This window comes from Thalassoglobus sp. (genome assembly GCF_048270125.1).
In the GTDB taxonomy this organism is placed as follows: Bacteria; Planctomycetota; Planctomycetia; order Planctomycetales; family Planctomycetaceae; genus Thalassoglobus.
Map to the genome: position 1 here is coordinate 65,455 of NZ_JBLWTN010000027.1, position 12,025 is coordinate 77,479.

Here is a 12,025-nt window from a genome sequence, read left to right on the forward strand (position 1 = left end):
TTTACGGCTCGAACTGCTTTTCAGCATTGAGGATGATTTCGTACGTTCTCAATGGGTCTTCTGTTTCGCGAATTTCAGGCAGGAAGTCTGGTAATTGAATCATCCGTGCCAGCCGTGCGATGACTTGCAAGTGGGTTCGAGCATCCTGACACAGTACCAGGAAAAAACAATCGGTCAGCGAGTTGTTACTTGCACCACAAGGAATTCCACTCAAAGTTCTTCCGAACGCAACCAGCGGTTCTCCAATCGCATCGGGAAGTGGAGAGCGAGGGTGAGGGATCGAGACACCATTGTCGAAAGCGGTTGAGTGGAGTTTTTCGCGTTCCTGGACTGCTTTAAGAATCGTCGCTGGTTCCCAGACTTGCCAGGTGCGGCCAGCAACTTCGATCATACTTTCCAGCACCGACCGTTTTGTTCGTGCTTCGAGTGGAACCTGTACCAACTCGGGTTTCAGAAGAGAAGAGACAGGAATTTCAGGAGCGACTTCCGGTGAAGCTTGTGCCACTTCGAGTGCAGCGAGTTGGCTGTCCGAATACTCCCGCATTTCCTGTTCGAGCCATTGGGTAATTTCAGCAGCGTGAAATTGCCAGTCTTCTCCCCGTTTATGTGCAGGGATACGTCCACGGCTTGCGAGCCGTAGGATTTCGCGACTGTCTCGCCCTAGTTGGCGAGCCAATTCATCAAGCGAGTACCATTCGTGGGCCATGGGAGATTCGAAATGCGTCTTCAGTAGGTGGAGGAGTCTTCGTCTGGAAACTCAGACAAAGTATTTAAGCCCGTAAAGCTTGTCTTCAACTCATTAGAGAATAAAGCTGCCTGAGACCGAAGGCAACGTTCAATTAAGTCGTGATGGTCCATTTTCCATAAGTCAGGGGACCAGACTTCTGTCTCGTACCATCCATCGTATCCAGCTGATTCCAGGGCGTACACGATTTCACGTAGAGGAAGATGTCCTTCGCCGGGGACTTCTCGATCATTCTCGTGTTGTGGCGACCCATAACAATCAGACAGGTGTACAACTGCAATCTTATCAACAATTGAACGAATTCGCGAACAGACGTCCTCTTCCCCTCCAAGGTGGTACGTTCCGAACGCAAGTTTCACTGCCGGATGATTCACTCTTTCGATCAATTCCAGGGCGTCATCGAGGCTGTGAATGAAGGACCAGTTCTGCTGATACACCTGATGCATGGGCTGGAGTGCAATGGAAACATTGTAGCTGGCGGCTAAGTCGGCAAGCTCACAGAGCGCGGAAACAGCAAGGCGACGTGCGTGAGAATTGATATGACGGTTTTGCGGACCTGTCAGCACTGTCACTGCCGGAGATCGTAATTGCCCCGCAACCCGGACGGCACGCTTGGCGTCCAACATGACTTCACTGTGACCGAACCCGTTGTGGCCGGTGAATCCACCAACCCAGCCAACGTTAGAGACACTCAGGTCGGACTGTCGCAGCATCCGAACACCTTTCTGGACGCCGAATTCGAGCAGCTTTCGCCAACTCACACCAATCGCGGGGATGTTCCAAAGCTGATAGGCCTCGATATCTTCAGCGACGGACCAGCGAATGGTCGTCAACTCATTCATTGCGACGCGATGATGCAGCGCACTCGCATCAAGATTTTGTACGGCACTTTCACTCACTGGGAGGTTCTGTGGAAGCTCCACTTTGGCGGGCATGGGTGTTTCCGAAGACGGACCAGTGTGCCGAAACGATGAAGCAGATGGTTTTTGCACGTCAACAAACCTGTTGAAAAATAGAAAGACGAAAGTCACTCAGAATGAGATTAGCAAGCGAGACAAGAAGGGTCGCGATTGCAAGTCAGCCGAACTGTGGAGAAATCTTGGTATGCAGAAGCTTACTGGCTCTGACGAAACTGAACAGGATCATGAGATCTCGATGATTCAGAACGATTTCAGCAAGATTGGCAGTTCTTAATACCAGTTCGGATTTTTGAGGGGCCCGATTGGCGATTTAAGCGAGAGGGTCGGAGTGTGCAGCTTTGAATTTCGATATCGATTTTTATCAATGTCATTTCCCGGTTTCACTAAATTGGAAAGAGCACCGGACGGAGAGACCCTAAGGTCGTCAAACTGCAAGGACATTTACAACACTCCCGAGAGACAAAATCTGCCAGTTCTTGAGAGTCAGTATGTCTCTAGTGCGAAAAAAAAGCCATGACAGAACGATGCTTTTCTAACAGAATGTTGCATTGAGATTTTTCCCGTCATTCACCCTTGACGAACGAGAATGTTCTCTTCCATGGAAAGCTGATGTCTTGACTTTTTCTGTTGGCCAGTACGACGGTTTCGTATTCGGAACGTGCGCGCGGACGCTCTGTTCAGGTTCAAGCCTTTTGTGGCGAACTGCGAATGTATCTCCGACATCATGGTGCAACAGTGGTCTCATCTGGCTTCTGGCGATGGACATTTCACTCCCTGAATCAATTCTGAAAAAGGAAGACGCATTTAGTCTTGTGGCAAGCGATTAATGAGTCGCAAATGTGGCGTGGCATACGAATGACATGCATTGGAAATGCTTTAATCTTTGACGCCAAGATTGCGTTCGATGTCACGAGCCTTGGGAGAAACAAAGATTTTCCTCAGCTTCAATGGATCGTTGACCAGGATCTCATCATGTTCTGCACTGGTGATGTCTCCGGCCTCCTGAATCCAGGGGTCGCTGGTTTGATCCGCTGGATTTTCCCGAGCGCTACCGGTATTACGGTATCCGACGATTTGAGTGAATGGGCTAGAAAACGATGACTGACAGCCAGCGCACAGGACAACCACAAGCAGCGTGGCTGCAAATCGTTGAGAAGCCATGTCGAGAACTCCCGCTCGAAGAATGATCGAGCGAACGAAAGGTTGGAATGGTGATTGAGAAGGGATGTTGAGAGGGGGGAATCCGCTATATTGCAGAAATCTCATTCCAGGTAAAGATCGATTTTATGAACGCTCTAGACACTCCACTCGACATTTTAGTTGTCTCTCCTCACCCCGATGACGCGGAAATCAGCGTCGGAGGAACCATCATTCAGTCACTTCGACAAGGTAAACGAGTCGGAGTGGTCGAATTAACAAACGGTGAGCCTACCCCCCGCGGAACGCTTGAGAGACGCAAATCTGAAACCGAACTGGCGACAAAGGCTCTTGGACTCACCTGGAGATACCAGCTTGATTTGCCGAACCGTTCGCTGGAAAACAATCTCAGTGCTCGCAGAAAACTGGCAGCGATTTTTCGCCTCACACGTCCCAAGGTCATTCTTGCTCCGTTTTGGGAAGATGCTCACCCGGATCATGTTGCCGCCAGTGCGTTGGCGGATGCTGCCCGGTTTTGGTCCAAACTCAGCCGCAGCGATATCCCAGGCGATCCGTTTCATCCGCCACGCATCTACTATTTCTGGAGCATCCACTTGAGGATTCATCCCAAGCCAGCATTTGTCGTCGACATTTCCGATGCCATCGACCAGAAAATGGAAGCCGTTCAATGCTTCGCCAGTCAGCTCATCGAAGGCCGTAGCCAGGAACACCCTACTCTGCTTGACGATATCCGTGACCGGGCCCGTTACTGGGGCTGGACAATTCATTCCAGCTACGGAGAGGCGTTTGCATCTCGTGAGGAGCTCCGTATTTCTGACTTGGATCATATTGGATAGCAACGCTGCATCATTCCTGCAGCATTTCGAGACCCTTCTGAAAGTGATATCCTGAAGCGGAGTTTGGGCAGTTTGAAGATCGGTCGTGTGGCAGGCAGTGATTGTGAGACAGTTATATAGATTGTGCGACAGCTAGTCTTGAAACAGCTGGTTCCCAAGATGTTCAAAACTGCATGAGATGGGATTCATTGCTTCGATGAATTCGAGAGAAACATTCAATAAGAGAAAGTTCAATGGCCGTACCAATTCGAATTGCGATTCATGGAGCTGCTGGTCGAATGGGGCAACGACTTGTCGCATTGACCCATATTGATCCGGACCTGGAACTCGCTGCCGCTTTAGAGTCAGCGAGTTCGCCCATGTTGGGGCAAGATGCCGGTGAAATCGCTGGACTCGGAAACATTGGTGTCGAGATCACCACGACAGTTCCCGAGCACGTTGACGCGGTCATCGACTTCTCCGTTCCTGAAGGAGCAGTTGCGATTGCCGGAGTCTGTGCGGAACGTCAGATTCCGTTAGTGGAAGCAACAACCGGCTTAAGCGATGCTCAACGACAAGTCATCCTCGAAGCAGCTCAGCTGACACCCGTTGTGATGGCTCCCAGTATGAGTCTGGCGGTCAACCTGGCGATGAAGCTTGTCGCTGAGGCGGGCAAGGCGCTCAAAAATCTTCCAGGTGGTGTGGACGTGGAAATCGTCGAGCGGCATCATCGATTCAAAGAGGATGCTCCCAGCGGGACAGCTCTGAAGTTCGGAGAAATCGTCGCCAGAGAAATGGGGCAGTCAGAACACAAGCATGGTCGCGAAGGAATCACCGGACAGCGATCGCAAAGCGAGATCGGCTACCACGCGCTTCGCACAGGCGATAACGTCGGCGAGCACCAGATTATTTTCGGAATGATGGGTGAGACGCTCGAAGTTTACGTTCGCGGGCATACCCGAGATAGCTATGCCTACGGAGCCTTGGCTGCAGCCAAGTTTGTCGCTACCCAAGGCGCTGGCTTGTACACTATGAAAGATGTTCTCGATATCTGAGATCCTCTCTAAACTCTCCTTGTCTTCGACTCGGCTTAGCAGGTGCCCCATGGCAAAATTTTTCTTCACAAGCTTTCTTTCCGCAAGCTTCTTGATTGTCGCCACCACGGGGGTGGCTCAGGCTGAGGATCTGTTCCAGTTTGCCGTTCAAGCTGGCGATGTTGCGCGAAAAGATTCGCCAATCTGGGTGGACCTGCCCAAGGCGTTGCAGAATGTTGAGGGAGATTTGGTATTGAAGCAAGCTGCTGGGGGAGAACTGGTCGTCTCTCAAAAAAGTGAAGATGGAAAACGACTCGTCTTTATTCCGAAAGAAGAAATTCCTGCGACTCAGCGGCGGTTGTATCAAATTCAGGTTGTCCCGAAATCTGAGTCGGTGCCGGCTGATTCAACTTATGCCGTCAGGTGCATCAAGGACGACAAGACGATTTCTCTCGCTTTGGGCGATCAGAAAATTCTGACTTACAACACCGCCATCGTCGAGCCACCCGCTGGGGCGTCGGAATTGTACCGCCGAAGTGGATTCATTCACCCTTTCGTCACTCCTCAGGGAAAGGTTGTGACCGATGGGTTTCCGAGTGATCATTTGCATCAGCATGGAATTTTTGCAGCGTGGACAAAGACCTTTTTCGAAGGAGAAGGTGTCAACTTCTGGGACCAGTTAGGTGACACTGGAACAGTCGGGCATCGCGAGATTCTTGAAACGACCTCAGGGGATGTTTTTGCGTCGTTCAAGGTTCGCCTGGCCCATGTCCTGACGAAAGGAGGTCCACGCGATGTTCTCGACGAAGTCTGGACGGTTCGTTTGTACAACCTTCCGAAGATGTACCAGTTCGACATCGAATCGGTGCAAACCTGCGTTGCGAAAACACCGCTGACCATCGCAGAGTACCACTACGGTGGATTTGCTTATCGCGGAAGTGCTGAGTGGATCAAGAATGATCAACACCACATTATTACTAACGAAACGGACGATCGCGAAGCGGGCAATCACACGAAGCCAAACTGGGTGGGAGTCTATGGACCTGTCCAGGGCGATCTTTGCGGAGCAGCGATGTTCTCTCATCCCACGAACTTTCGCAGCCCACAGCCGGTCCGGCTGCACCCCAGCATGCCCTACTTCGTCTACTCACCCGCAGTTCTAGGAGAGTTTGAGCTTGCACCGGGGAAACCGTTCGCAGCCAGGTACCGCTACGTTTCTTATGACGGAAAACCGGACGCAAAAGTGCTCGACTCAGCGTGGAAGAACTATTCCTCGACTCCGAAAATCCAATGGGTGACAACGACAGCGCCGTAGACTGCTGCGATTTCTGCTGCTACCGCAGCGAGGGTGAGTGACTTTAGTCGCTTTGAAAGTTCGAGAGCGACAGCGTAGCACCGAGGTGAACTTCACGGGCGCACGGTAGAGCAAGCAGCTCTAATAACTGAGTCTGTTTCAGTTGTGATGAAGTGGGATCGATCAGCAAGCTTGTTGGATCAGCTTCGAATCTTCATGCTATGGGGCCGTGTCGAATTCATTCTCAATCTGTAAATTAAGATTCATGACTCAAAATATTGATTCCGGCGACGTCGCTGAAGAACAGGACGATGCCATTGTTGGCGCTGCTTTGAAGTGGTCGGTTATTGTCTTCGTTGGCTTGGGGCTGATTGCCGGCCCGGTCGTTTACTTCATGACTCGTCCGCTTCAGGCTCCACCAGCGATTGAGTCGGAACTTGCGGCTGTCGAAGTTCGAGAGGTTGGCGCGGAGACCGCGCCGCCAGTCTCGTTTGCTGATATCACTGAAACTGCAGGGATCGATTTTGTTCATGAGAGCGGAGCGAGAGGCCAGAAGCTTCTTCCGGAATCGATGGGGGGCGGTTGTGCATTTTTCGACATGGACAACGATGGTGATCAGGATCTGCTGCTCATCAATTCACAATCATGGGAAGAGTTCGCCGGGGAAGAGGTTAAAACTCCTTCTCTGATGGGGCTCTATCGCAACGATGGGAGCGGCCAGTTCGAGAACGTGACCTCTGGGTCAGGGCTGGATGTCTCCATGTATGGCATGGGGGTCGCTTGCGGAGACTACAACGGTGATGGGCTGGTCGATGTCTACATCAGCGCCGTCGGGAAGAATCGACTGTTTCGCAATGAGGGAAACGGGAAGTTTCTCGATGTTACAGAATCCGCCAAGGTGTCCGGAGCGGAAGATCAGTGGGGGACAAGTTGCGGATGGTTTGATTACGACGGCGACGGTGATCTCGACCTGTTTGTCTGTAACTATGTGAAGTGGTCGCAAGAGTACGACCTCGCACAAGACTTTCAGCTGACAGGAGGTGACCGTGCCTATGGACGTCCTCAAAACTTTGAAGGAACGTTTCCATACCTGTTCCGGAATGAAGGAGACGGGACGTTCAGCGAAGTCGCTGAGGAAGCTGGTCTGCAACTGCGAAATCGGGCTTCGAATGTTCCGATGGCGAAGTCGTTAGGGGTGATCATTGATGACTTCAATCGGGATGGTTGGATGGACATGCTTGTCGCGAACGATACGGTGCAGAATTTTCTTTTTCTGAATAACCAGGACGGCACGTTTATGGAAGTCGGCACACTGAGTGGAGTCGCCTTCGACATGGATGGGACAGCCCGAGGGGCGATGGGGATTGATGTTGCCCGCTTTCGCAACAACGATTCGCTCGGTGTGGCGATCGGGAATTTTTCAAATGAAATGACGGCTCTTTATGTCGCCGAAGACGCTGCAATGCAGTTTGTAGATGAAGCGATCTCAAGTGGTCTTGGCCCGACAACCAGATTGAGTTTGACCTTCGGTGTTTTCTTCTTCGATTATGATCTCGATGGGCGATTGGATCTCTTTACCGCGAATGGGCATTTGGAGCAGGAAATTAACCGCGTTCAACCGAGTCAGTTTTACGAACAACCACCACAACTCTTCTGGAACTGCGGGCATCAATCCGATACCGAGTTTCTACTTGTTGCGAAAGAGATTGTCGGCGAGGATTTTGCAAAACCGCTGGTGGGGCGTGGTGCGAGCTATGCCGACATCGATAATGATGGAGACTTGGATATTTTGATCGCCACGACCGGCCAGAAACCTCGGCTGCTGCGCAACGATCAAGAGTTAATGCACAACTGGATACGATTCTGGCTTCAGGATGAAGGATTAAATCGAAACGCCATTGGAGCACTTGTCGAACTCGAAGTCGGAGAAAGTACGCTTCATCGAAGAGTCACACCCACGAAGAGCTATCAGTCCCAGTCAGAGCTTCCCGTCACATTTGGGCTGGGAGAATCGAGCAGCATTCAGCAAGTCAGAGTCACTTGGCCTGATGGAACCGTTCAGGTGGTGAAGGATTTCGAGCTGAATTCCGTCAATCAAGTACGAAAAGCAAATTGAAAGTTTTTCGGGCCATGTTCATCTTATGGAATTCGCTGAACACAAAAAAACACGGGATGGAATCTTGCGAAACCATCCCGTGTTCAATTCGATCAAAACGACGTCGATTTGACGTCATTGATTATTCAGCTGCTGCTGGAAGTTTTCCGCTTTTCAGGACGTCCCCGAAAGTCTTTCCGTCGCCAGCATCTGCTTTGGCAGCTTCGTCGAGTCCTGAGGCGATATCGTCAGCACTTTTGACGTTTTTCTTACCAAGGGCTTTACCGAGAGCTTTACCGTAGTCGCTGACCATTTTCTTGTTTTTGCCACCTTCACCGTGGCAAACTCCACATTTTTTCTCTTTGGCTTCAGCAATATCGTACTTGGCGATAAAACCTTTCAAGTACTGTGGGCGTGCTTCTGCCTGTTGTGGAGCAGCGGCGAAAAAACCAACGACAGCGATCGCTGCCATTCCGAGCATCAAATTCTTCATTCAAAATCCTCCAAGTCAAAAGTTGCAACTCGACGGTGTGATCTTCGACATCTCGTCCAAAGAATGGCGAATTCATAATCAATCTGGTGCAGTCCATAAAAACACGGCACCGTCTATACGTTAGAGATTAGAATTGCCCGATCCGTCAGTGTCAACACTCTTCTAAGTTTCGGCAAATCTGTAAAGAAATTTGGCGAGTTATAACGACGAGTTGGTTGCTACGGACGCATCAGGATCTCACAAGACTTTGGTAGAGCAAATGCAATGCCAAGGCATAGGTGTAGATGCAAGCAAGTGCCGTTGTCGATTGCAGCGTGGAACACCGTGATTCTGTAGTGCGCTACGCTTTTGCGAGTCCGGTTCACCACGATTCATCGCGAAAATTGGCTGCGAGCAGTGGAAATCGACTCCAATAAGAGTCTCAACTAATCTGCAGATCTGGAGAAGTCTTCCATTTTTGGCAATCTTTGAGACGAGTTGTTTCATGACCGGTTGAGTCCTAAAATCTGGCGACATTGAGGTTTGCATTCTGATCAGGGTTCGGATGAACTCCCGGGCGCAGCTACTCTTTTACCGAACCTATTCCATTGTTCTACGCTCATTGCTCGAGGAGGTGCATGTGTCTGAAGTATTTGAATCTGAAGTCTCAACGGCTATTCAAGCTGTCGTAGCAGCATCGGTGATTTGTCGTTCTGTTCAGAAGACAATTGCCGACGATGCGATGGAAAAAAAGGACCGGTCGCCTGTGACTGTTGCAGATTTTGCATCGCAGGCGGTGATCTGTCGTGCCCTCAGAGAGATGTTCCCGAATGATCCAATAGTTGGTGAGGAAGACTCGAAAGAGCTTCGCACCGCAGAGAACGCTCCGTTTCGAACCCGTATTCTGAAAGAGATCCAGGCAACGGGTGTCGAGGCTTCGGAAGAGGAAGTCCTCAGCTGGATTGACTTCGGAAACCATGACGGCTCAGCCGATCGCTTTTGGACTCTCGACCCGATTGATGGAACAAAAGGTTTTTTACGCAAAGAGCAGTTTGCGATCTCACTGGCATTGATTGTGGATGGGACCATTCAAGTCGCCGCTCTGGCCTGTCCGAATTTGCAGACTCGTGACACCTGGGACAATGCTCAAGGAGTTGTTCTGAGCGCAGTTCGTGGCCAGGGAGCCAGAATGACTCCGCTTGACCTCCTCGATGTCACTCCGCACACAACACAAGTTTCCGCGATCAAATCGCCGCTTGAAGCTCGTCTTTGTGAATCCGTTGAATCGGGGCATACCGCTCACGGCTGGTCAGGGAATGTTCGCGAGCAACTCGGGACGAAGGCGGAGGCGGTCCGGATTGACTCGCAGGCAAAGTACGCTGTCGTTGCTCGAGGAGATGCCGAAGTTTATCTCCGGTTACCAACACGAAAAGATTATCAGGAAAAGATCTGGGATCACGCCGGTGGAGTATTGGTTGTCGAGGAATCTGGGGGGACTGTGACCGACATCGACGGCAGGCCGCTTGATTTTTCTCAAGGATCAACATTGAAGAACAATCGCGGAGTTGTCGTGACCAACGGCCTGTTGCATGATGACGTCCTCAAGGCTATCGCCGCAGCTGAAGAATAAATCGGACACATGGACCCCTTCGCAATTACACTTACGCTTGGAGTTATCTTCGTCGCTATTATCGCGATGATGATCTCTCGCGCCGGTCCGGATTTGATTCTCCTCGCGGGGTTGACGGTTTTGATCGTGGCGGGAGTTGTCACCCCCAAGGCTGCGGTCTCCGGGTTTGCGAATGAAGGTCTCATCAGCGTTGCGGTCCTCTTTATTGTCGCGGAGGGTCTCGAACAAACGGGTGCGATCACCTCTCTCATAAAAAATATGCTCGGTCTTCCGACCTCACGTTTAACCGCATTGCTCAGGCTCATGCTGCCGACAGCTGCGATGAGCGCCTTCCTGAACAACACGCCTGTCGTGGCTGTGATGCTGCCGGTTCTGGATGACTGGGCTAAGAAATGCCGGCTTTCGGTCTCTCAGTTAATGATACCTCTCAGCTACGCCACGATTCTGGGCGGGCTTTGCACTGTGCTGGGGACAAGTACAACGGTTGTCGTGAACGGGTTGATGAGTAGCGAAGGTCTGCGTCCGCTGACCCTGTTCGAGCCCGGTTTCGTCGGGCTGCCATGTTGCATTGCCGGACTGATTTATATTCTCGCGACGGGAAAGCTGCTGCTACCGAATCGTAAACAAGCATCATTGCAATTCGATGATCCGCGAGAGTACACGATTGAAATGCTGGTGGAACCGACAAGCCCGCTTCTCGGGAAAACCATCGAGACAGCTGGCTTACGGCATTTGCCAGGCATGTTCCTGATGGAAATCGAGCGAAAGGGTGACATCCTGCCAGCGGTCTCGCCGACGGAACGCTTGCAGGCAAACGACCGGCTTGTCTTCGTCGGCGTGGTCAACTCAGTTGTCGACCTCCAGAAACTCCCTGGGCTAACACCTGCGACCGATCAGGTCTTCAAACTGAATAGCCCACGTTCGGAGCGCTGCCTCATTGAAGCCGTTGCTTCAAACACCTGCCCGGTCATTAACACGACGATTCGCGAAGCTCGCTTCCGTACTCGTTACAACGCCGTTGTGATTGCGGTCTCCAGAAACGGTCAGCGAATTCGTGGGAAAATTGGTGACATCACATTGGCTCCCGGGGATACTTTGTTGCTGGAAGCACATACGTCGTTTGCTGATTTGCAAAGAGACTCGCGCGACTTTTATCTTGTCAGTCGTGTCGAAAACTCCACGCCGTTACGAAGAGACAAGGCCTGGATTGCTCAAACGGTTCTGATTGGACTTGTTCTGCTGAACACAGTTTTCCGCTGGGAGATTCTTCCTTCAGCTTTGTTGGCGGCCCTTGTCCTCATCTTAACGGGATGTGTGAAAGCACATGAGGCACGGGCCAGCATCGACTGGTCTGTTCTGATCACCATCGCTGCCGGAATTGGGATTGGCGAAGCAATGAAGGCTGAGCACAGCGGTGCCGGGCCGTTCGTTGCAAATTACCTGACCAGCTTTTCTGGTGGCGAACCGATCGCTGCATTAGCGATCATCTATGGGATCACGATGGTCTTCACGAATTTGATAACCGCGAAAGCGGCAGCGACGCTTGTCTTCCCTGTCGCCATTTCGACAGCGACGAGTATGGGAGTCGATCCGATGCCGTTTGTCGTCGCGGTGATGATCTCAGCCGCCGCCTGTTTTGCGACACCTATTGGGTATCAGACAAACTTGATGGTGCAGGGACCGGGGGGATATCGTTATGTCGACTATGTCCGATTCGGTGGCCCGCTTACATTACTCCTTTGGCTGGTCGCCGTTTTGGTGATCCCCCTCCGCTGGGGGTTTTAACTAGAGCATCTTCAGGTTTGGTTTGCAGTGTAGCCGCAGGAGTGAATGTAATTCAAACATTCTTGGGGACTGAACTC

The 12,025-nt window shown here is 51.4% G+C and carries 10 protein-coding genes and 1 pseudogene; 6 read left to right on the forward strand and 5 right to left on the reverse strand.

The features are described 5' to 3' along the window. Window position 1: 1 nt before the first annotated feature. The 4 genes and pseudogenes from ACN0YR_RS20950 to ACN0YR_RS20965 form a co-directional block, all read right to left on the reverse strand. Window positions 2-544: a PTS sugar transporter subunit IIA gene (locus ACN0YR_RS20950; protein ID WP_417851181.1), complete on the reverse strand. Its 543-nt coding sequence runs from the start codon at window positions 542-544 to the stop codon at window positions 2-4. A 60-nt stretch (window positions 545-604) separates the two neighbouring features. Next, a pseudogene (locus tag ACN0YR_RS20955) lies at window positions 605-706 on the reverse strand (PTS fructose transporter subunit IIABC); the annotation flags it as partial. A gap of 20 nt (window positions 707-726) precedes the next feature. Beyond that, complete coding sequence (locus ACN0YR_RS20960) at window positions 727-1,680, reverse strand: sugar phosphate isomerase/epimerase family protein (RefSeq protein ID WP_417851171.1); 954 nt, start codon at window positions 1,678-1,680, stop codon at window positions 727-729. Between the two features lie 861 nt (window positions 1,681-2,541). Next, the gene (locus tag ACN0YR_RS20965; RefSeq protein ID WP_417851172.1) at window positions 2,542-2,826 is read right to left on the reverse strand and encodes a hypothetical protein; all 285 of its coding nucleotides are present in this window, start codon (window positions 2,824-2,826) and stop codon (window positions 2,542-2,544) included. Window positions 2,827-2,951: 125 nt separating this feature from the next. On the opposite strand from ACN0YR_RS20965, the gene bshB1 reads away from it, so the two are divergent. The 4 genes from bshB1 (at window position 2,952) to ACN0YR_RS20985 (ending at window position 8,082) form a co-directional block, all read left to right on the forward strand. Then, window positions 2,952-3,659: a bacillithiol biosynthesis deacetylase BshB1 gene (bshB1, locus tag ACN0YR_RS20970; RefSeq protein ID WP_417851173.1), complete on the forward strand. Its 708-nt coding sequence runs from the start codon at window positions 2,952-2,954 to the stop codon at window positions 3,657-3,659. A 233-nt stretch (window positions 3,660-3,892) separates the two neighbouring features. Then, a complete protein-coding gene (gene dapB, locus ACN0YR_RS20975; RefSeq protein WP_417851174.1) occupies window positions 3,893-4,693 on the forward strand; it encodes a 4-hydroxy-tetrahydrodipicolinate reductase in 801 nt (266 codons plus the stop codon). 49 nt (window positions 4,694-4,742) lie between these two features. Continuing rightward, on the forward strand, window positions 4,743-5,987 hold the full coding sequence (locus ACN0YR_RS20980) for a DUF6807 family protein (RefSeq protein WP_417851175.1): 1,245 nt from the start codon (window positions 4,743-4,745) through the stop codon (window positions 5,985-5,987). Window positions 5,988-6,231: 244 nt separating this feature from the next. Then, window positions 6,232-8,082, forward strand: coding sequence for a CRTAC1 family protein (locus ACN0YR_RS20985; protein ID WP_417851176.1), 1,851 nt, complete (start codon window positions 6,232-6,234; stop codon window positions 8,080-8,082). 121 nt (window positions 8,083-8,203) lie between these two features. Here the strand turns inward: ACN0YR_RS20985 and ACN0YR_RS20990 are convergent, their stop codons facing one another. After that, the gene (locus ACN0YR_RS20990) at window positions 8,204-8,554 is read right to left on the reverse strand and encodes a hypothetical protein (protein ID WP_417851177.1); all 351 of its coding nucleotides are present in this window, start codon (window positions 8,552-8,554) and stop codon (window positions 8,204-8,206) included. Between the two features lie 619 nt (window positions 8,555-9,173). Between ACN0YR_RS20990 and ACN0YR_RS20995 the strand changes: the two genes are divergently transcribed. Continuing rightward, complete coding sequence (locus ACN0YR_RS20995; RefSeq protein WP_417851178.1) at window positions 9,174-10,163, forward strand: 3'(2'),5'-bisphosphate nucleotidase; 990 nt, start codon at window positions 9,174-9,176, stop codon at window positions 10,161-10,163. Window positions 10,164-10,172: 9 nt separating this feature from the next. Beyond that, a complete protein-coding gene (locus ACN0YR_RS21000; protein WP_417851179.1) occupies window positions 10,173-11,948 on the forward strand; it encodes an SLC13 family permease in 1,776 nt (591 codons plus the stop codon). Window positions 11,949-12,025 lie beyond the last annotated feature (77 nt).

Excerpts from the sequence above, each read along its gene's own strand:
- ACN0YR_RS20965 (WP_417851172.1), bottom strand. The coding sequence starts at position 2,826 with ATGGCTTCTCAACGATTTGCAGCCACGCTGCTTGTGGTTGTCCTGTGC.
- bshB1 (WP_417851173.1), top strand. The coding sequence starts at position 2,952 with ATGAACGCTCTAGACACTCCACTCGACATTTTAGTTGTCTCTCCTCAC.
- ACN0YR_RS20950 (WP_417851181.1), bottom strand. The coding sequence starts at position 544 with ATGCGGGAGTATTCGGACAGCCAACTCGCTGCACTCGAAGTGGCACAA.
- ACN0YR_RS20985 (WP_417851176.1), top strand. The coding sequence starts at position 6,232 with ATGACTCAAAATATTGATTCCGGCGACGTCGCTGAAGAACAGGACGAT.
- dapB (WP_417851174.1), top strand. The coding sequence starts at position 3,893 with ATGGCCGTACCAATTCGAATTGCGATTCATGGAGCTGCTGGTCGAATG.
- ACN0YR_RS20990 (WP_417851177.1), bottom strand. The coding sequence starts at position 8,554 with ATGAAGAATTTGATGCTCGGAATGGCAGCGATCGCTGTCGTTGGTTTT.
- ACN0YR_RS20980 (WP_417851175.1), top strand. The coding sequence starts at position 4,743 with ATGGCAAAATTTTTCTTCACAAGCTTTCTTTCCGCAAGCTTCTTGATT.
- ACN0YR_RS21000 (WP_417851179.1), top strand. The coding sequence starts at position 10,173 with ATGGACCCCTTCGCAATTACACTTACGCTTGGAGTTATCTTCGTCGCT.
- ACN0YR_RS20960 (WP_417851171.1), bottom strand. The coding sequence starts at position 1,680 with ATGCCCGCCAAAGTGGAGCTTCCACAGAACCTCCCAGTGAGTGAAAGT.